18 protein-coding genes and 1 pseudogene are annotated in these 19716 nt (G+C 71.9%); 8 read left to right on the top strand and 11 right to left on the bottom strand.

What is annotated here, in order from left to right:
• The first annotated feature begins 125 nt into the window (after positions 1-125).
• From BN4251_RS17600 to BN4251_RS17585, 5 genes and pseudogenes are all read left to right on the top strand, one after another.
• Positions 126-1004, top strand: a complete 879-nt coding sequence (locus tag BN4251_RS17600) for an alpha/beta hydrolase (protein ID WP_087486275.1) — start codon at positions 126-128, stop codon at positions 1002-1004.
• Positions 1005-1177: 173 nt separating this feature from the next.
• Positions 1178-1417, top strand: a pseudogene (locus BN4251_RS17595) (ISL3 family transposase); the annotation flags it as partial.
• 33 nt (positions 1418-1450) lie between these two features.
• Positions 1451-2065: a hypothetical protein gene (locus tag BN4251_RS18395; protein ID WP_170931928.1), complete on the top strand. Its 615-nt coding sequence runs from the start codon at positions 1451-1453 to the stop codon at positions 2063-2065.
• Between the two features lie 125 nt (positions 2066-2190).
• Positions 2191-2865, top strand: a complete 675-nt coding sequence (locus tag BN4251_RS17590) for a histidine phosphatase family protein (protein ID WP_087486274.1) — start codon at positions 2191-2193, stop codon at positions 2863-2865.
• 139 nt (positions 2866-3004) lie between these two features.
• Positions 3005-3475 carry a DUF3592 domain-containing protein gene (locus tag BN4251_RS17585; protein ID WP_087486273.1) on the top strand — a complete coding sequence of 157 codons (471 nt, stop codon included), beginning with the start codon at positions 3005-3007 and terminating at the stop codon, positions 3473-3475.
• A gap of 26 nt (positions 3476-3501) precedes the next feature.
• On the opposite strand, the gene BN4251_RS17580 is transcribed toward BN4251_RS17585, so the two are convergent.
• From BN4251_RS17580 to BN4251_RS17540, 9 genes are all read right to left on the bottom strand, one after another.
• The gene (locus BN4251_RS17580) at positions 3502-4953 is read right to left on the bottom strand and encodes a sulfatase family protein (RefSeq protein WP_087486272.1); all 1452 of its coding nucleotides are present in this window, start codon (positions 4951-4953) and stop codon (positions 3502-3504) included.
• Between the two features lie 150 nt (positions 4954-5103).
• Positions 5104-6114: an aldo/keto reductase gene (locus tag BN4251_RS17575; RefSeq protein WP_170932058.1), complete on the bottom strand. Its 1011-nt coding sequence runs from the start codon at positions 6112-6114 to the stop codon at positions 5104-5106.
• Between the two features lie 192 nt (positions 6115-6306).
• The gene (locus tag BN4251_RS17570) at positions 6307-7503 is read right to left on the bottom strand and encodes a dioxygenase family protein (RefSeq protein ID WP_087486270.1); all 1197 of its coding nucleotides are present in this window, start codon (positions 7501-7503) and stop codon (positions 6307-6309) included.
• A 198-nt stretch (positions 7504-7701) separates the two neighbouring features.
• Positions 7702-8430, bottom strand: coding sequence for a sirohydrochlorin chelatase (locus BN4251_RS17565; protein ID WP_087486269.1), 729 nt, complete (start codon positions 8428-8430; stop codon positions 7702-7704).
• On the bottom strand, positions 8427-9305 hold the full coding sequence (locus BN4251_RS17560; RefSeq protein WP_087486268.1) for a uroporphyrinogen-III synthase: 879 nt from the start codon (positions 9303-9305) through the stop codon (positions 8427-8429). The genes BN4251_RS17565 and BN4251_RS17560 overlap by 4 nt, the downstream gene beginning before the upstream one ends.
• Complete coding sequence (gene cobA / locus BN4251_RS17555) at positions 9302-10210, bottom strand: uroporphyrinogen-III C-methyltransferase (RefSeq protein ID WP_245810410.1); 909 nt, start codon at positions 10208-10210, stop codon at positions 9302-9304. The genes BN4251_RS17560 and cobA overlap by 4 nt, the downstream gene beginning before the upstream one ends.
• Positions 10207-10617 carry a nitrite reductase small subunit NirD gene (nirD, locus tag BN4251_RS18525; protein ID WP_245810409.1) on the bottom strand — a complete coding sequence of 137 codons (411 nt, stop codon included), beginning with the start codon at positions 10615-10617 and terminating at the stop codon, positions 10207-10209. Before nirD ends, cobA begins: the two co-directional genes overlap by 4 nt.
• The gene (gene nirB / locus BN4251_RS17545) at positions 10614-13175 is read right to left on the bottom strand and encodes a nitrite reductase large subunit NirB (RefSeq protein WP_087486267.1); all 2562 of its coding nucleotides are present in this window, start codon (positions 13173-13175) and stop codon (positions 10614-10616) included. The genes nirD and nirB overlap by 4 nt, the downstream gene beginning before the upstream one ends.
• The gene (locus BN4251_RS17540) at positions 13172-14095 is read right to left on the bottom strand and encodes a formate/nitrite transporter family protein (RefSeq protein ID WP_087486266.1); all 924 of its coding nucleotides are present in this window, start codon (positions 14093-14095) and stop codon (positions 13172-13174) included. The genes nirB and BN4251_RS17540 overlap by 4 nt, the downstream gene beginning before the upstream one ends.
• A gap of 214 nt (positions 14096-14309) precedes the next feature.
• Between BN4251_RS17540 and BN4251_RS17535 the strand changes: the two genes are divergently transcribed.
• Positions 14310-15290: an LLM class flavin-dependent oxidoreductase gene (locus tag BN4251_RS17535; protein WP_087486265.1), complete on the top strand. Its 981-nt coding sequence runs from the start codon at positions 14310-14312 to the stop codon at positions 15288-15290.
• 34 nt (positions 15291-15324) lie between these two features.
• On the opposite strand, the gene BN4251_RS17530 is transcribed toward BN4251_RS17535, so the two are convergent.
• Together BN4251_RS17530 and BN4251_RS17525 are read right to left on the bottom strand one after the other, a co-directional pair.
• Positions 15325-16365: a M14 family zinc carboxypeptidase gene (locus BN4251_RS17530; protein ID WP_425426211.1), complete on the bottom strand. Its 1041-nt coding sequence runs from the start codon at positions 16363-16365 to the stop codon at positions 15325-15327.
• Between the two features lie 199 nt (positions 16366-16564).
• Positions 16565-17518: a hypothetical protein gene (locus BN4251_RS17525; protein WP_342744543.1), complete on the bottom strand. Its 954-nt coding sequence runs from the start codon at positions 17516-17518 to the stop codon at positions 16565-16567.
• Between the two features lie 372 nt (positions 17519-17890).
• Here BN4251_RS17525 and BN4251_RS17520 point away from each other — a divergent pair, with 372 nt between their 5' ends.
• Positions 17891-18430, top strand: a complete 540-nt coding sequence (locus BN4251_RS17520; RefSeq protein WP_087486263.1) for a nucleoside deaminase — start codon at positions 17891-17893, stop codon at positions 18428-18430.
• Positions 18427-19710 carry a cytosine permease gene (codB, locus tag BN4251_RS17515; RefSeq protein WP_087486262.1) on the top strand — a complete coding sequence of 428 codons (1284 nt, stop codon included), beginning with the start codon at positions 18427-18429 and terminating at the stop codon, positions 19708-19710. Before BN4251_RS17520 ends, codB begins: the two co-directional genes overlap by 4 nt.
• The last annotated feature ends 6 nt before the right edge of the window (positions 19711-19716 follow it).

Raw genomic sequence — 19716 nt, 5'->3', positions numbered from 1 at the left:
AAGGAAGATTCGCCGAAACTCTGGCGATTCGGCCGGATCCGTCCTTCTCTCGGCGAATCCTCCTGCGCTCGGAACGCCCGCGGGCCGATACGCTCGCAGTCAGCCGTCGAACAGAGGTGTTCCCGATGCAGATTCCGCTCTGGCTGGCCGACTGGGTCGCGAAGGGGATCCAGAAGGCGCCCGCGCGCCTCGCCCCGCCGGATCTCGCGTTCGCCGACCTGCCGGCGCGCGTCGCCTGCGAGACGATCCCCACCCGCCACGGCGACCTCGCCGCGACCGTGTACGCGCCCGAGGGCGACCCGACCGGCGTCTACGTCAACTTCCACGGCGGCGGGTTCGTGATGCGGCATCCCGAGCAGGACGACCCGCTCTGTCGCTGGCTCGCGGCGCACACCGGCCTCGCGGTCGTCAACGTCGACTACGACACGGCGCCCCAGGCGCGGTTCCCGGTGCCGGTCGAGCAGGCCTATGACGCGGCCGCGTGGGCGGCGGATCCGGCGCGGCCGTGGCCCGCGCGCCTCGTCGTGGGAGGGCAGTCGGCCGGCGGATCCCTCGCCGCGGCCGTCGCCCGCATCGCGCGCGACGAGGGCGGCCCCGACATCGCGCTGCAGGTGCTGCTGTACCCGCCGCTCGACCTCACGATCTCGTCGCTCCGCAAGAAGCGACGCGGTACCGAGTGGCTGCTCGTCCCGCTCGGCCCGGTCTTCGACCGCGCGTACTGTCCCGATCCCGCGCGCCGCGCAGATCCGCTCATCTCGCCCGCGCTCGACGGATCCGGCACGCTCGACGGCCTGCCTCCCGCCGTCGTCGTGACCGTCGAACGCGACATCCTGCGCGACGAGGGTGTGCGCTTCGCGTGCCGGCTGCGCGAGGCCGGCGCCCTCGCCGCGCACATCGACGTCGCGGACGTCGGGCACGGCTTCAACCTCGCCGATGCCCCGCGTCGCGTCGTCGAGGGCGTCTACGAGCGGATTGCAGCTGAGGTGCGTCGCGCCGTCACGTGACGTTGTGCAGGGAGGGGTGTGCGATCTGCAGGGAGACACCCTCCGCGCGACGGTCGAAACCGGCCCTTCGAAATTGAGGGTGTAGTCGAGGGTCGGCGGCGGGTTCGTGGATAGGCGTCGAGGTCTTCCAGGATGGAAGTTCTCACACTGCCCATCCGCCGGAAGACCTCGACTTGCACCACCCTACGTTCGCAACTCCTGACCTGACCACGTTCTGCCGCCTCGACGAGCTCGGCCTCGAAGCCGTCGGCCAGCTGCTCGAGCCCGACCGGGCAGTACTTGAGTGCCGTGTCGTCGACGACGACCCGTAGTGCCGGAAGTGCGGCAGCCCGGGCTTGCCGCGTGACACGGTCACGCGGCCGCTCGCGCATGAGCCGTTCGGGCACCGGCCGACGGCGCTGCTGGTGCGGGTGCCGGTAGCGCTGCCGCGAGACTATCCTGCTGTGATGGCGACCACCTCCTCCCCGCCGCGCTCGAGGCTGCTGACGGTGCTCGTCGGCGCCGTGCTGCTGGTGCTCGTAGGAGCACCTTCCGCATACGCATGCAGCTGCATGGGCTACGACTTCGAAGAGGCGATCGAGAACGCGGATCTGATCGCGGAGATCACCGTGCAGCAGGAGCTCTCGGACATCGACGGCGACGTCACCTACTTCGCGGCGGTGAACACGGTGTGGAAGGGCGAGGAGTCCCGCACCATCGAGTTCCGCACGCATGAGCAGACCACCGCGTGCGGGCTGGGACGGATCCCGGAGGGGACGACGCTGCGGGTCTGGGCCTCGGGGGCCGACGGCCGGTACAGCTCGACCTGGTGCGCGCTTCCGATGGACGGCGGCGCCGATGACGAGGAGCGCCTCACCGAGCTGCTGGGTGAGCCGGCCGATCTCACCGATCAGCAGGTTCCCGCGACGGGCGAGCCGGGCGGTCCGCCCGCGGCCTCGCAGAGCACAGTGGTGGTGCTCGCGGTGGGCGGCGCGGTGCTGCTCGCCGGGACCACGCTGGTGCGGCTGCTCGGGCTCGCGATCGCGCTCGTGGTGATCAGCACGCGAGGCCGACGGGGCTGAGGCCGGCCGACGCGGCGGCGGTCCGGCCGACGGGGCGGTGGTCCGGCCGACGGGGCCGCGACCTGGCCTGCGGCTCGCGTGGGCGCTGTGCGCGGCGCCCGGCCAGATCGCATACGGTGCAGGTCATGCGACTTCTCCTGATCCGTCACGGCCAGACCCCCAGCAACGTGCAGGGCATCCTCGACACCGGCTACCCGGGGCCGGGGCTGACCGCCCTCGGCCACCGGCAGGCGCAGGCGGTGCCGGGCGCGCTCGCCCGGGAGGACATCGCGGGGCTGCACGTCTCGCGCCTGCTGCGCACCCATGAGACCGCGGCGCCGCTCGCCGCCGCGCTGGGGATGAGCCCGCGCCTGACCGAAGGCCTCGAGGAGATCGACGCCGGGGAGGTGGAGCTGCAGCGGGACGAGGCCTCGGTCGACGCCTATCAGCACAACCAGTCGCTGTGGAGCGGCGGCGAGCTCGATGGCCGGCTGCCCGGGGGCGAGACGGGTCACGAGTTCTGGGCCCGCTACACCGGGGCCCTGCGGCACATCGCCTCGCTGTACGCGCAGGAGGCGACGGTCGCGGTGGTCAGCCACGGCGCGGCGATCCGAGTGTTCGCCTCGCTCGCGGCGCGGCTCGGCCCTGCCACGCGCCATGACCGCCCGCTGTTCAACACCGGCATGGTCACCCTCATCGGCCATCCGGACGAGGGCTGGGAGCTGGAGGGCTGGATCAGCGAGCCGATCGGCGGCGCGCACCTGCTGGGCGATGCGGAGCACGACGTCACCGCCCATCCGAACGCCGAATCCGTGCGCTGAGCGCGGCGTCGGCCGACGCACCCGTCACGGCGCCACCTGCAGCACGGGCCGGGGAGGACCAGTCCTCGGCGCGGCCGCGCGCGAGGGGCCTCCGCGTTCTAGGCTGGGTGCGGTATCGACCTGGGGGAAAGGGTGTCCGATGGGGTTTCAGGGCTTCAGCCTGATGTTCGTGCTGGTGCCTGCGCTGATCGGGCTGGTGGCGCTGTTCATGCTGTTCACGGCGGTGCGGAATCTGCTCCGCGGCATGAACCTCGCCTCGCGGGGTCAGCGCACCACGGGCCGCGTGATCTCCGCGAATCTGCACATCAGCGGCGGCAAGGACAACCGCACCTCCACGATGATCGAGACGATCGAGTTCACCACCGATCGCGGGCAGACGGTGCGCACCACTCCGCTGCGCGGAGACATCGGCATGCTGGACCGCTCCGGCCAGGAGGTCCCGGTGCTGTATGACCGTGACCGTCCCGAGCGGATGATCGCGCCGAAGAACGGGCGCAGCCTGTCCCCATGGGGGCCGCTCTCGAAGATCGTCTTCAGCCTGGTGATGCTTGGATTCCTGACCTTCTTCGTGGTGATGAGCCAGGGGATGCTGAGCCTCTTCCCCTTCTGAGCCTCGCAGCCCCGGACCCCGCCCGCTCAGGCGGTGGGCCACTCCAGGCGCGGGGTGTCCGGCCCCTCGTAGGGCGCATCCCCGTACTGCTCCTGCAGCTCGGCGGTGAGCGCCTTCAGCTCCTCCAGCACCTCCGCGTACGCGGGATCCGCGGCGACGTTCGTCATCTCGCGGGGATCGGCGACGAGGTCGTAGAGCTCGTCCTCGACAGGCATGATGCGGTCCGAGGAGCCGGGGGTGCCCAGCCCGTCGTTGTAGTAGCGGATGTACTTGTGGGTGGGTGTGCGCACGCCGTAGTGGGCGGGGGCGTGGTGCTCGGGATCATCGTGCTCCCAGTACCGGTAGTAGACGGCCTGCAGCCAGTCCGGCACCTGCTGCCCGCGCAGCTGGCGCAGGAAGCTGCGGCCCTGCTGGTCCGGGAGACTGCCCGGGTCCTCGCCGGCGGCCTCGAGGAGGGTCGCAGCGAAGTCCACGTTGGAGACGATGTCGCTCAGGCGCGTGCCGGCCGCGATCTGTGCGGGCCAGCGCACCAGCATCGGCATGGTCAGCGACTCGTCCAGCATCAGGCGCTTGTCGAACCAGCCGTGGTCGCCGAGGAAGAAGCCCTGGTCGGAGGTGTAGATGACGATCGTGTTCTCGGCCAGGCCCGTCTCGTCGAGGTGGTCGAGGATCTCGCCCACGGAGTCGTCGACGGCCTGGACGCAGCGCAGGTAGTCGCGCATATAGCGCTGGTACTTCCACGCCGACCGGGCACGCCGAGCCTCCTCTGCATCGCCCTCGAGCTCGGCGGGCAGCTCGTCCTTGTAGTCGGTGGGGCGCAGATCGTCCAGCTGCATCGCCACCTCGCGCACCACCTGCGCGCGCATGGTGTGCTCGTCCCACATGGTCTCGGGCTCGGGGATGGTGCCGGCTTCGTACATCCCCTCGTAGCGGGGGTGCGGGATCCAGGGACGGTGCGGGGCCTTGTGGTGCACCAGCAGGCAGAACGGCCGCTCGGGGTCACGGCGTTCGAGGAAGTCGAGGCTCTGGCGGGTGACGATGTCCGTCGCGTAGCCCTCGAAGGTCTCCTCGCCCTCGGGCCCGCTCATCACGGGATCGATGTAGTCGCCCTGGCCGGGGTAGATGCGCCAGTCGTCGAAGCCGCGCGGGCGGGAGACCTCGGTGTGCCCGAGATGCCATTTGCCGTAGAGCGCGGTCTGGTAGCCGCGCTCCTGGAGCACCTCGGGGAAGGTGCGCACCCGGTAGTCGAACTCGGAGTAGATCGAGGGGGCGCGGTTGATGTGGGAGTAGGTGCCGGTCAGGATCGAGGCACGCGAGGGGGTGCAGATGGAGTTGGTGCAGTACACCGCGTCCATCCGGGCGCCCTCGCGCGCGAGGCGGTCCATGTGCGGGGTCGTGTTGACCCGGCTGCCGTAGGCGGAGATCGAGTGGGCGGCGTGGTCATCGCTCATCACGAACACGATGTTGGGGCGGGTCATGTCAGCTCCTGGTGCGGAGGGTCGGCGTCGGTGGCGGGTCTCGGCGTGGCGGCGGGGCGGCGGGGCCGACGGGGGCACCGCCGAGAGCATCCACCCCCGCTGGTGACAGCGCCGGCGGCGGGGCCGACGGGGGCACCGCCGCCGGCGCTGTCACCAGCGGGGGTGGATGCTCTCGCGCAGCAGCTCGTCGTAGGTGGCGTGCACGGCGGCATCGAAGCGCTCGAGGACCTCCGCCTGCTCTGGCGTGGGCACCGAGCCGGCGGCCGCGTTGCGCCGGGCCTGCTCGCCGCTGCTCGCGCCCGGGATCGCAGCGGTGACCCCTGGCTGGGCGAGGATCCAGCGCAGGCTCGCCTCGGCCAGCGGCATCGCCCCGTCGAGGGCCTGCTCGAGCCGGGCCACGGCGGCAAGGCCGGTCTCGTAGTCCACGCCGGAGAAGGTCTCGCCCTGGTCGAAGGCCTCGCCGTGACGGTTGAAGCTGCGGTGGTCGTTCTCGGCGAAGCGGCTGGACGGGGAGAACTTTCCGGTCAGCAGACCGGAGGCGAGCGGCACGCGGGCGATGACCGCCACGCCCTTGGCCTCCGCGGCGGGGAGCACCTTATCCAGCGGCTTCAGGCGGAAGGGGTTCAGGATGATCTGGATCGAGGCGAGGTGCTCGCGCTCGAGGCTGATCAGCGCCTCCTCGCAGGTCTCGACGCTGACGCCCCAGGCCGAGATCTTCCCCTCCGCGGCGAGCGCGTCGAGCACGTCGAAGGTGCGGTCGTCGCGGTAGATCGCGGGCGGCGGGCAGTGCAGCTGCACCAGGTTCAGGGTGTCCATGGCGAGGTTGCTGCGCGAGCGCTCCACCCAGGCGCGGAGGTTCTCCTCGGTGAAGCTCTCCGGCGTGAAGGGGTCCGCGCGGCGGGACGCCTTGGTGGCCAGGAACGGCAGCTGCTCGCCCTGTGCGGCGAGGCGGGTGCGCATCGCACCCAGGAGCTGCTCGCTGCGGCCGTCGCCGTAGACGTCGGCGGTGTCGAAGAAGGTCACCCCAGCCTCGAGGGCGGCGTCGAGCACGGCCCGGGCGGAGTCGTCGGTGACGTCTCCCCAGTCGGCGCCGATCTGCCAGCAGCCCTGTCCGATCGCGGACAGGGGGCGGCCCAGGCGGGCGGGGGTGCGGTACTGCATGGGCATCGTCGTCCTCGCATCAGTTCAGCGGCCTTCCCGCGGTGGGCGGCCCTGCGCAACAGTCTTCCAGAACGGAGCGCCGAGGTCTGCCGGGTGCTGATCGGACGGCAGCGGGAGTAGCGGGGTCGCGTCCGCAGCGCGGCCGGGCGGCCCCGTCCGGCCGCGCTGACGAGGAGGCGGTGGGCCCCGCTCTCATTCCCCGCCGTCGGTGGGCGCCGTCGGTGCGTCGCCGCCTGCCGGCCGCTCACCCCCGGGGCCGCTGCCCTCCGGTGCTCCCTCGGGCGGGGTGCCGCCCCCGTCCGGGCCGCCTTCGCCCGGATCGCCCTCACCGCCCGTGGGCGGTTCGCCGCCGGGGGCGCGTCCCCCGCCGGGGCCGCCGCCCATCCCGCCGGTCTCGGGCTCGGTGGTGGTGTCGATCGGGATGTCGATGCTGAAGGCGTAGCCGGAGGCGCTGTCGCCGCTGAGCACGGCGAGCTGCTGCGCGAAGCTGTCGGAGAAGATGCCGTCGGTCTCGAGGGTGAGCTGGGCGAGGTTCTCGGCGGAGCCGGCGTACTCCTCGAGGGAGAACACCTCGTTCGAGGCGTCCTCGGGCAGTGCGATCTGGGAGGTGAGGATCGCGTTGCTCGCCTCCACGATCGACTCCGCATCGGGGAACACCTCGAAGTGCAGGTGGGGCCAGCGGCCCGCGTAGCAGCCGGGGAAGATGCTGGTGAAGGTGACCTGGCCGGCGCTGTCCGCGATCTGTACCCCGCGCAGGTAGGTCTCGTTCTCCACGCCCTCGGAGTACATCGAGTAGCGGCCTGCGGCATCGCACTGCCACAAGTACACCGTCGCGCCCTCCATCGGGACGTCGCCGCCGGCCATGTCGATGATGTTCATGGTGATCTCGAGCGGCACGCCGTCGACGGTGGTGTCCGAGTCGATGCTGGTGGTGAGGTCGCTGCGCTCCACGCCGCTGGTCTCGAGCACGTCCGGGCCGTTGGAGCCGTCCCCCGGGTAGGGTCCGGCGGTCTCGCCGGGCATCTCCGTGAGCGACGAAGCGCTGGTGCCGTTGCTCGCCCCTCCCCCGTCGCTCGCTCCGCTCGAGGTGGCCTCGCCGGCGGTGCAGGCGGCGAGCACTGCGGCGACCGCACCCCCGCCGAGCACACCGAGCGCTCTGCGGCGGGTGACGGCGGTGGCGATATCGAAGGAGAGGCCCTGGTCCTCGAGGTCCTCCTCGGGTCGGGTGAGGGAGCGGCCTTCGAAGCGGTTGCGGGGGGCGTCCTCGACCGGGACCGCCCCGGCGGGGTTCTCCCCGGCGCCGCGCTCGGGGCGGGCAGGTTCGTGAGCGCGATGCTCACGGGCGGCGGGGAAGGGGTAGCCGACGCGGTGGTGCGGGGTGTGGTCCATTGCGGTTCCTCTCGCTGTCTGTGCTGGAGAGGAGAAGGTAGAAGTGCTGGCTGTGGGTTCTCTGTTACCTCTCCGTGACCATCTGGGAGGGAATCCGGGAGCTTCCTGGGCCGGGCACCCGCCCAGGCGCATGCTCCGTCACATCGACGCGGCGGGATATGAGCGGGCCCACAGGAGCCGGCGGGTGAGCGTGCGCGCTCACGACGCCGCTCTCACGTGGCCGGGGGCCAGCAGGAGCCGGCCGAGCGCCTCGCGATACCGCTCGGCGGCCACGCGGGCAACCCCCGGGTGGGCGCCGAGCGGGGCGGTGGTGAGGTCCGCCCCGGCGGCGCGGACCAGGTCCGCGAAGTGGCCGGGCGCGAGCACGTAGCTCGCCGCGATCACCCGGCGCGCGCCGGCCTTGCGGGCCGCGGCGACGGCCTGCGGGATCGAGGGCGAGCAGCCGGCGCCGTAACCGGTGCTGACGGGGCAGGGCAGGCGCGCGGCGAGCAGATCCCGCATCCTCCGCACCGCCGCAGCGGAATCGGGGTCGGAGGAGCCGGCGGCGGCGAGCACCACGTGGTCGCCCGGCCGGTGCCCGGCGTCGCCGCCGGTGACCTCGGCCAGACGCTCCCTCAGCACCCTGACCAGCAACTCGTGAGGGCCGAGCGCGGGCGCGGCCACGGTGTCGGGATGGTGCTGGACGGCGTAGGCAATGTCGACGGAGGTGTGGAAACCGGTCGAGAGCAGCAGCGGCACCACCACGACAGGCCCCTCGGCCACGGCATCCTCGACGACTTTTGCGACCTCGGGCTGTTCGACGTCCACGTAGGCCTCGCGCACGCGCACCCCGGGCAGGGTGGCGGCGAGGGCCGCGCGGATCCGGGCGATCTCGGCGCGGCCGTCCGGGGAACGGGTGCCGTGGGAGCAGGCGACGAGGGTGGTCATGGGGCGGCCTCCTGGGCGGGGTCGAAGTGCGTGATCACGGCGCGGGCGAGGGCGCCCATCCGGCTGCGCGCGGGCCTCAGGGCGGGCAGGCCGCGCGCCTCCAGGGGTGCGGCGGTGAGCGGGCCGACGGCCGCCATCAGCAGCCGCCCCTCCCGGACCCGCGCGGCGATGCCGGGCAGTGCGCCGGCACGTTCGGCGGCGGCCAGCCAGTTCTCGGTGCCCGGTGCGGCGGTGAACAGCACCGCGTCCACTCCCCCGGCGGCGGCTTCGAGCACGGAGCGGTGCACGGCCCCGAGGTCCCGTGGCGGACCCCATCGGTAGACGGTCAGCGTGGTCACCTCGGCCCCGGCGGCCTGCAGCGCCTCGTCGATCCCGTCGGCCCCCGAGCCATGGTGCTGGACCGCGGCGCGAACCCCGCGCAGGTCATGGCCGGTTTTGCGGTCGTTCTCGCGCGTGAGGTGGGTGAGGTGGGCGATCACCTCGGCGGAGGTCCCCTCCTCCGCGACCCAGTCGACGGTGAGCCCCACCTGCTGGGCGGCGCCGCGTGCCTTGGGACCGCGGGCGATCACGCGGGTATCGGCGAGCGCGGCGCGCAGCGCATCGCCGCTGCCGACGGCGTCAGCCGCTTCGAACCAGCCCCGCATCCCCACCCCGGTGGTGGCGATCAGCAGCTGGGGCGGGCGGGCGATGAGCTCGGCGGTGCGGGCCAGCAGCAGCGGGTCGTCCACGTGCGGGATCATGCTCATCGCGGGGGCGTGGAGGATCTCGGCTCCGTGACGGGTCAGCGCTGCGGCGAGCTCCTCGGCGCGACGGTCCAGGGCCAGCACCAGGCGCCTGCCCTCGAGCGCGGCGGAGAGCCGGGCGGGGGCGCTCACGCGGCGGGTTCCGGCATGACCCGGGCGACGGGAGCGGCGAGCTGCGGGAGGGCCGGCGGGTCCGGCTCGAGCAGCCCCGGGCGGGCGACCTCCCCGATCACGATCACCGCGGGGCTGGCGACGTTCGCCTCCCGCGCGGCGCGGACGGCATCACCCAGCGTGGTGCGGGTGGTGCGCTGGCACGGGGTGTGGCCGTTCTCGATGATCGCGACGGGTCTGCGCGCGGGGACGCCGTGGGCGAGGGCGGCGGTGACCAGTCCCGGCAGGGCCCGCACTCCCATCAGGACGACGGTGGTCACCTGGTCGTCGGCGAGCGCGGCGAGGGTCGCGGCGGAGGGGCCGCGAGGCCCGTCCACGTCGTGGCCGCTCAGCACGTGCACGGTCGCGGCGAGGCCGCGGTGGGTGACGGGCACCCCGGCGGCCTGGGGTACGGCAAGGGCGCTGCTGATCCCGGGGACCACCTCGACCTCGATGCCGGCGGCCAGGCACGCGACCTGCTCCTCCCCGCCGCGGCCCAGCACGAAGGGGTCCCCGCCCTTCAGCCGCACCACGCGTCGCCCAGCGCGGGCGTGCTCGATGAGCAGCTGGTTGATCCGCTGCTGGGGGACAGGGTGGTGGCCGGGGCTCTTGCCGACGTCCACCACGAGCGCGCCGGGTCGCAGCTCGGTGCGGATCTCGGCGCCGGGGCCGAGGCGGTCGGCGATCACGACATCGGCCGCGCGCAGGCGCCGCAGGGCGCGTACGGTGAGCAGGTCCAGCGGGCCCGGCCCGCCGCCGACCAGCGCGACGTGCCCGCTCGCCGGGCCGGTCGCGGGACCGCGCGTCGGCCCGGCCGCGGGCACGTGCGTCGGCCCGCCGGCCGGCTCGCTCGCCAGCTCGCGGTGGGGCCGGGCCGCGGCGCTCACCGCGCACCGCCGCGCAGCAGGTACAGGTCCTCGCCGAGGGTGCGCACGGGCCAGACCCGCAGTCGGCGCACCTCCTTGCCGCGGGTGTCCACGCAGGTGCCCGAGCGCAGGTCGAAGATCTGCTTGTACATCGGGGAGGCGACAGTGGGACGGGCGCCGCGGGAACCGACGATGCCGCGGGAGATGACGTTCGCCCCGGAGTAGGGGTCGTGGTTGTCGACCGCGCGGACGTCCCCGTCGGGCAGCAGGAACAGAGCCACCTGCTCGCCGCCGACCAGGGCGGCGCGGCCCCGCTCGACCTCGAGGTCCGCCAGCGGGCACAGCCGCTCCCAGTTCGCCGCGAGCTGCGGGGCGCGGGCGGGCCCGGGCGAGGCGAGGGGGCCCGTGCTGGTGAGAGTGATGGTCATCGTCGTACCTCCAGGGTCGTGCCGGCGATCAGGACTCCGTGCGCCTCGCGTTCCTCAGGCCGGGCAGGGCGCACCTGCCCGCGCTCGGGCACGTAGGCGAGGCCGGGGTCGGGGGTGGCGGGGGCGTTCACGAACGAGCGGAAGCGGGCGAGCTTCTCGGGGTCGGCGAGGGTAGCCGCCCATTCGTCGCGGTAGCCCTCGACGTGGCGGGCCATCGCGGCGTCGAGATCCTCGGCCAGGCCCAGGGAGTCCTCCATGATCACCGCGCGCAGGCCGTCGATCCCGCCATCGAGGGACTCGAGCCAGGGCGCGGTGCGCTGGAGCTTGTCCGCGGTGCGGATGTAGTACATGAAGTATCGGTCCAGGGTGCGGATCAGGGTGTCGTCGTCCAGGCCCTCGGCGAGCAGCTCGGCGTGGCGCGGGGTGGCGCCGCCGTTGCCGCCCACGTACAGGTTCCAGCCCTGGGCGGTGGCGATGATGCCAGCGTCCTTGGCGCGGGCCTCAGCGCACTCGCGGGCGCAGCCGGAGACCCCGAGCTTGAACTTGTGCGGGGCGCGCAGCCCGCGGTAGCGCAGCTCGAGCCGCACCGCCATGGAGGTGGAGTCCAGCACGCCGTAGCGGCACCAGGTGGAGCCCACGCAGGACTTCACGGTACGCAGGGACTTGCCGTAGGCGTGGCCGGATTCGAAGCCGGCGTCGACCAGGCGCTGCCAGATCTGCGGCAGCTGCTCGAGGCGGGCACCGAACATGTCCACCCGCTGGCCGCCGGTGATCTTGGTGTAGAGCCCGAAGTCGCGGGCCACCTCCCCCACCGTGATCAGGCCCTCGGGGGTGACCTCCCCGCCGGGCATGCGGGGGACGACCGAGTAGGTGCCGTCCTTCTGCAGGTTCGCCATCACGTGGTCGTTGGTGTCCTGCAGGGTCGCGTTCTCGCCGTCCAGCACGTGCTCCCCGCCCAGCAGGGCGAGGATGCTGGCCAGCGCGGGCTTGCACACATCGCAGCCGCGACCGCGGCCGAACCGATCGATCACGGCGCTGAAGGTGGTCAGGCCCGAGACGTGCACGGCGTCGAACAGCTGGCGGCGGGAGAGGTCGAAGTGCTCGCACAGCCCGCTGGACACGGCCTTCCCGAGCTTCGCGAGCTCGCCGGTGACCAGGGATTTCACCATGACGGTGCAGGAGCCGCAGGTGGCGCCCGCCTTGGTGCAGGCGGTGACCTCGGCGGCGTCGGTGCAGCCCTGCTCGCGCACGGCGTGGCGGATGGTGCCGGCGCTCACCGAGGAGCAGGAGCAGACCACCGCCTCATCGGGCAGCTCGGCCTTCGGTGCGCCGGCGGCGCCGGCGGGAAGGAGGTAGGCGGCGGGGTCCCCGCCGAGCGGCCCGCCCACCAGGGGCCGCAGGGACCCGTAGGCGGAGGCATCCCCCACGAGCATCCCGCCCAGCAGGGTCTTCGCGTCGTCGGAGAGCACGAGCTTCTTGTGCACCCCGCCCACGGGGTCGGTGTAGACCACGTCCAGTGCCCCGGGGGTGGTGGCGAAGGCATCTCCGAAGCTGGCGACGTCCACCCCGGAGAGCTTGAGCTTGGTGGAGAGGTCGTAGCCGGCGAAGGTTGCCTGCCCGCCGAGGATCCGGTCGCTGACCACCTCGGCCATCGCGTAGCCGGGGGCCACCAGCCCCACGCACTGCCCGTCGTAGGAGGCGACCTCGCCGATCGCGTGGATCGCCGGGTCCGAGGTGGTGCAGCCGGCGTCGATCCGCACACCGCCCCGTTCGTCGCAGGCGAGGCCCGCGGCGCGGGCGAGCTCGTCGCGGGGCCGCACGCCGACGGTGAAGACCACGAGGTCCGCCGGCAGCTCGCTGCCGTCGGGGAACGCCACGGCGCTGGCCTGCCCGTCGACCCCGGCCCGGACGGCGGAGGCCCTGGCCTCGGTGCGCACGGCGATGCCGCGGGATTCGATGAGGCGGCGCAGCGCGGCTCCAGCGGGCAGGTCGAGCTGGGCGGACATCAGCCGGTCGCTGGACTGGATGACGGTGGCCTCGGCGTCCATGCCCTGCAGGGCGCCGGCGGCCTCGAGCCCCAGCAGCCCGCCGCCGATGACGACCCCGCGAACGGGCCGGTCCAGCTGGGCGGCGCGGGAGGCGACGTGCTCGCGCAGGGACCGGACGTCGTCCAGGGTGCGGTAGACGAAGCAGCCGGGCAGCTCGGCGCCGTCGACCGGGGGTCGGGAGGCGACGGAACCCGTGGCCAGGACCAGGTGGTCGTAGGGGTGGTCGGTGCCGGAGGCGGTGGTGACCGCGCGGGTCCCGCGATCGATCGAGACGGCCCGGTCGCCCTCGAGGAGGGTGACGCGGGGGTCGGCGAAGATCGTGTGCGGGAGGGTGAGATCCTCCTCGGTGTCCCCGTCGAAGAAGCGGGTCAGGCCCACCCGGTCGTAGGGGCGGCGGGCCTCGTCCCCGAGAACGGTGATGCTGAGGCGGTCCTCGGCGCGGGTGACGAGGGAGTCGACCAGGCGGTGCGCCGCCATTCCGGCGCCGATCACGACGATGCGCGCGCTCATCGGGCCGCCCCCACCAGGTCGGAGGTCTCGGTCGGGCCCTCGGCGGCCGGGGCGGCCGGGGTGCCGACGGCGTCGCCGGCCGGGGCGGAGATGGCATCGGCGGGGCTGGTCGCAGTGGCCGTGGCGGGGGTCCTGCGGCGGTGGGCGTAGTAGAGCGGGAGGCCCACGAAGAGGAGCCCGCCCACCAGGTTGCCGAGCACGGTGGGGAGCTCGTTCCAGATCAGATAGTCCATGATCGTGAACTCCGCGCCGAGCAGCAGGCCGGAGGGGAACAGGAACATGTTCACGATGGAGTGCTCGAAGCCCATGTAGAAGAACAGCATCACGGGCATCCACATACAGGCGATCTTCCCGAGGATGTCGTCGGTCATGAACGCGCCCACCACGCCGGTGGAGACCATCCAGTTGCACAGCACGGCCCGGATGAACAGCGTGAGCATCCCGGCCGCACCGTGGTCCGCGTAGCCGACGGTGCGGCCGTGACCGATCTCGGAGATCGCCTCCCCCACCGCGCTGGGCGCGGTGGAGAAGCCGTAGGTGAAGTAGATGGCCATCAGCACCGCGACGGTGAACGCGCCGAGGAAGTTGCCGAGGAACACCAGCCCCCAGACCCGCAGCATCGATCGCACCGTCACGCCGGGCTTCCGGGCGATCAGCGCGAGCGGCATCAGCGTGAACACGCCCGTGAGCAGGTCGTAGCCCAGCAGGTACAGCAGGATGAACCCGACGGGGAACAGCAGGGCACCCAGCAGCGGCTCCCCCGTCTGGGTGGAGACGGTGACGGCGAAGGCGGCGCCGAGAGTGAGGATCGCCCCGGCCATCGCGGCGCGCAGCACGGTGACACCGGTGGAGTAGGAGACCTTCGAGGCACCGGCGGCGGTGAGCCGGTCCACCAGATCGGCGGGCTGGACGTAGGACATGGCAGCTCCTGTCGGGAAGGGTGGCACGTCCCGTGCGCCTGCAACGGGGTGCGGCCATCCTTCGCGCTCGAGGAGCAGGGGCGAAGCCCGAGGGGTCGCCGTGACCTTCTCGTGATGTGGTGTCCACCGGGTGGCCGGGAAGAAGAAGGGGGCGGCGAGCGTTGCTCCCTCAGGTGCTGCGCGCCCGGCGCCGCCACTCGACGAAAGGTGCTTCATGCCTGTCCCGCTCTCGATCCTCGACCTCGCCACCGCCGCCCGCGACCAGACCGTGGCGCAGGCGCTGGAGGGCACCGTGGCGCTGGCCCGGAAGGCGGAGGAGACCGGGTACGAGCGGGTCTGGTACGCCGAGCACCACAACATGCGGTCGATCGCATCTTCGGCCACGTCGGTGCTGATCGCGCACGTCGCGGCGCACACCAGCACCATCCGGCTCGGCGCGGGCGGCGTCATGCTGCCCAATCACTCCCCCTTGGTGATCGCGGAGCAGTTCGGCACCCTCGCAACGCTCCATCCCGGCCGGATCAATCTGGGGCTGGGCCGGGCCCCGGGCACCGATCAGAACACGATGCGCGCGCTGCGCCGCACCGGCGCCGCCGCCGACTCGTTCCCCCAGGACGTCCTGGAGCTGCAGGGCTACCTGCGGGGCGAGTCCCGGATCCCGGGCGTGGACGCCTACCCCGGCAAGGGCACCGACGTGCCGCTGTTCATCCTCGGCTCCTCGCTGTTCGGCGCGGGCCTGGCCGCAACCCTCGGACTGCCCTACGCCTTCGCCTCGCACTTCGCCCCGGGCGCCCTGCATGAGGCGATCGCGCTGTACCGCAGCGAGTTCACGCCCTCGGAGCAGCTCGAGAAGCCGCACGTGATCGCGGGCTTCAACGTGATCGCCGCCGACGATCAGGCCGATGCGCAGCGTCAGCAGGACGAGATGATGCGCGGCCGGGTGGCGCTGCTGCTGCGCCCGGGCACCGAGTACACCGACGAGCAGGCCGACGAGCTGCTCGCCACGCCCCAGGCCCAGCACCTGCACCAGATGGCGACCTACAGCGCCGTCGGCACCGCCGACGTGGTGCGGGACCAGGTCGCCGAGTTCGCCGAGGCCACCGGCGCCGACGAGCTGATCATCGCCCACCAGGGCCCGCGGGTGGAGCAGCGGCTGCGGTCGGCGGAGCTGCTGGCGGAGGCGTACATGGGGTGAGGGTCCCCCTCGGCCGCGACCTGCGCCGCCGCCCTCACTCGTCGGGGTCGTACCGCCCCTGGGTGGGGAGGGCGTCCCAGAAGGAAGTGTCGGCGGCCTGGATGGACCCGTCGGCGATCGCGCGGGTCGTCTCCTCGAGGGTGATGACCGTCGGCCGGATGAGGTAGCCGCTGCTGCGGGCACCGAGCACGTAGCTCTCGCCGGAGTGGTCGGCCATGCCGCGCATCTCGAACAGGAGCGTGGCAATGTCGTACTCGACGGCGAGGCCGTTGCGACTGATGGTCTCGGCGGAGCCGCCGTTGTACTTGCCGATCAGCCCCCAGCCGGTCGAGTCGACCGCGTCGTACACGACGGCGCCGAGCCGCTTCGAGCGCTCGACGAGCTCGGCGGAGGCGTTCGGGGCGGTGGGGTACAGGATCGAGCCGGAGACCCCGTCCTCGCCGATCGCGCTGTAGGCGCCCTGGTGGTGGAGGTCGATCATGTAGTCGATGTCGTAGGCGCCCAGCACGTTCCCGTGCAGCGCCTGGGTCTCGGGCTGGAGCCGGTCGACGTGATCGCGGTTGAGATCGACTTCGCGGGCGTTGTAGCGGGTGAGGTGGCGGTCGCCGTGGGCGATGTAGCCGTCGAGGGAGAAGTCGACGTCGCCCATCGCGCCGTCGGGGTTGAGCATCGGGACGACGAGCACGTTGACGCCGTCGAGCACATCGCGGTTGCGGCCGGTGCCGAGGTGCTTGATGAACTCGAGCGCCCCTTCGGTGGTGAGCTGCTCGTTGCCGTGTTGCTGGGTGAGGAAGAGGATCGTGGGGTTCGCGGGGTCGCCGATCCACGAGGCGAGGTAGAGGTCGCGGCCCTTCACCGACTGCCCGATGACGTCCAGCTGCATCACCGGCTGCTTGTCGGCCTGCTTGTGGAGGAACGCCGCGACGTCGTCGTAGGTGGAGAGGTGGGCGGTGGTGATGTTTCCGTTGCCGCCCCATCCGGGGCCCTTGCCCACGGCGTGGGCCGCCACCGGCACGGAGAGGAGGGGCAGCGCCGTCAGGGCGCCGAGTGCGGCACGTCGTGTGAACTGGGTCACGCCCCGACTCCAGCGGAGACGGTCCGACGCCGCAACGCGATTGGCGCAGTGTTTGCAGAATCCGGGCGCAGGGATGACCGGCGGGTAGGGGGTGAAGCGCTGGGCGCGGTCCGGGACGGGCGGTCAGCCCTGAGTGTCCTGCTGGCAGTTGACGGTGCCGTGGACCACGACCGCGTCCCACCGACGATGGCGAGGCGCCCTAGTCCTCGAGGCCGAAGTGCTGAGCGATGCGCTCGAGAGTGAACTCGTCGCGGAGCGAGCAGGCACTGTTCTGATTCGCGAACATACCCTTCTCCCAGAAGGCCTCCTGCACAGGGACCGTCACGTCCCACTGCACGGGGAGCACCCACTCCGCGACGTCATCATCCTGTGGCGCACCTTCCGGACCGTGGTGATAGCGGCCCTCGAGCGCCTGGTCGGCAAGGCGGCCCAACTTGTCATCAGGCCCGACAAGGGCCTTGTCGAATCGCATCGCCTCACCGGTGGTCGTCCCTACACCCACGTAACCCGCCTTCGGCACGTGCACGTTGACTCTCGCTCCGACGGGCACCGAGCGGAGTGTGCGCGAATACCAATGGCCTCCGCCTGCCGAGACGAAGGAGAAGCGCCGCGCGTCCTGCCAGCTGCGCGAACCGGACTCCTCTCCGAAGGCGATGAACCAGTCGCGGCCGTTCCACTCCGCGCGCTTGCTCCGTGGTGCGGACGGCTTCGGAGACTCAGCCCCCTCGCGCTGCGGTGCGAGCCAGGACCGGGCCAGGTACCGGCGGTCACCGTCTTCGAGATAGGAGAAGAACACTGCGTTGACCGGGACTCCGAGGCCTCGGAGGTAGGTGACGATGCGTTCCAAGCTCGCATCGAGTTCCGTGGCGACGATCGTCAGCTCGAGGTCCTTGTTGAGCTCATCCGGCAGCGTGTCCCCGAAGGTTTCGTCGAAGACGGAAGCGAAGGGTTCGTCGAGGTGGGTGTTGGCGAGGTCGATGATCTCATCCCGCCCCAGCGTGGACACCCACGATCCGTAGTCGAGGACCTGGGCCACGACCTCGCGTGGTGTGCGATCTCGCTTGAGTTCGAGGACGTGCAGATTACCGTCGGCGTCGATTGCCAGCAGATCGAGGAACTTCCCGTACGGTGTTCGCACTTGACGCCCGATCACAAGGAGCTTGGTCCCCAGGAGCGCCGGATCCTGCTCGAGGAAGTTCTCAAGAGTCGCCTCGCTGGGCAGTCGGCTGGCTGTGAGCCGACGAGGAACCTCTCCGTCGATCCTCCAGATCCCCATCTCCACCGGCATCGGAACTCCTTCGCATCGGCTGCGGCGTCATCCCAGTATGCGTCGACGGGACATCGCAGAGCCTGCCGATACGGGGTCGACCCGCGCATTGCTCGCTGCCTGGCCGGACTCGCCACAAGCACGCGGGGTTCCACAGGTCACGGTGCGGTCTCACCATCATGGCAGCAGCGCGGCGCAGTGCACATCGGTTCTACGATCTTCCGCGACCCCTCCCCCGTTCTGCAGGAGCACTCCGCCATGACCTGGACCCCCACCGCCGAGGACGACCGCCGCTTCCTCTCCCTCGCGATCGAGCAGGCGCAGAAGAGCTGGGACGAGGGCGGGGTGCCGATCGGCGCGGTGCTCGTGCACGACGGGGAGGTGCTCGCCGCCGGTCACAACCAGCGCGTGCAGAAGGACTCCGCGATCCTCCACGGCGAGACCGACACGATCGAGAAGGCGGGCCGGCTGCGCGCGAGCGTGTACCGGGAGTCGGTGCTGTACACGACCCTGTCGCCGTGCATCATGTGCTCCGGCACCGCGCTGCTGTACGAGATCCCGCGGATCGTGGTGGGCGAGAACCGCACCTTCGAGATGGCCGAGGACCTTCTGCGCGAGCGGGGCGTAGTCGTGGACGTGCTCGACGATCCCGAATGCATCGCGCTGATGGAGCGGATGATCGCCGAGCGGCCCGAGATCTGGAGCGAGGACATCGGCGTTGAGACGGGCGAGCTCGGCGCGCCGGCCTCGGACGGGGCCGACGAGGGCGGGGCCGACGGCGAGGGTCAGGGCCGGTGACCGCGGCCGAGCTCGAGGAGGGCACCGCCACCGAGCCCGTCGACCCGGACTACCCGGTCACGCCGGTCCCCCGCTCCGCCCGTCGGGGCGTCGTCTCGATCTCGGTGGTGCTGATCGGGTTCACCGTCTTCGCGCCGACGCTGATGGCTGGAGCGTCCATCGGCGCGGCCTTCCGCTTCTCCGAGTTCCTGGCCGTGCTGCTGGTGGGTTCGCTGGTGCTCGGCGCGTACGTCGCCGCGATCGGCTTCCTGGGTGCCCGCACGGGGCTGACCACCGTGGTCATGTCCCGCTACACCTTCGGCACCGCCGGGTCGAAGCTGGTCTCGGTGCTGCTGGGCGGCACGCAGATCGGCTGGTACGGGGTGGCGGTCGGCTCGATCGGGCAGATGACCGCGCTCGCCTTCGGATGGGAGAGCGCCTGGGCCCCGGCGCTGGTGATGATCGGCGTCTCCGCCCTGATGATGCTCACCGCGCTGTACGGCTACGAGGGCATGTACTGGGTCTCGCTGATCTCCACCCCGCTGATCCTGGTGCTCGCCTTCTGGATCACCGCGCTCGCGCTCGGAGAGGTGGGCGGTTGGCGGGGCCTGTTCGACATCGCCCCCACCACCTCCATGACCTGGGCCGCGGCCGTGACGACCGTGGTGGGCACCTTCGCCTCCGCCGGCACGCAGGCCGCGAACTGGACCCGCTTCGCAAAGCGCGGCCGAGACGCCGTGATCGCCTGCGGGCTCGGCTTCGTGATCGGCAACGGCCTGATGGTGTTCTTCGGCGCCGTCTCCGCGCTCGCGTTCGGCGAGGGCGACTTCACGACCCTGCTGCTGGGCATGGGCATGATCGGCTGGGGCCTGTTCTTCCTGTTCGGCAACCTGTGGAAGTCCAACGCCGATGCCGCCTACGCCTTCGGCGTCGCCGGGGCCGAGCTCGCCAACGCCCGGCGCAAGGGCCCGTTCATCATCGGCGGCGTCGCGATCGGCACCGTGCTGGCGCTCCTCGGCGTGGAGGGGCACATCGTGGGCTACCTCAGCCTGATCGGCATCCTCATCCCGCCGGTGGGCGGGGTGCTGATCGGCGACTGGATCGCCCGCTGGCGCGGCGGGCAGCCGGCGCTGGCGACCTTAACCGAGAAGGTGCGCTGGCAGGCGCTCGTGCCGTACGTGCTCGGCTGCGTGGTGGCGTGGGTGAGCAATGAGTACGGGATCGGCATCGCGCCGCTGAACGGGATCGTGGTGGCGCTGGTGGGGGCGTGGGTGCTGGGGGTGCGGGCGGGGCGACGCTGAGGGCGT

This window comes from Brachybacterium massiliense (assembly GCF_900184245.1).
GTDB classification, from domain to species: Bacteria; Actinomycetota; Actinomycetes; order Actinomycetales; family Dermabacteraceae; genus Brachybacterium; species Brachybacterium massiliense.
This window is presented reverse-complemented; position numbering and strand designations above follow the sequence as displayed.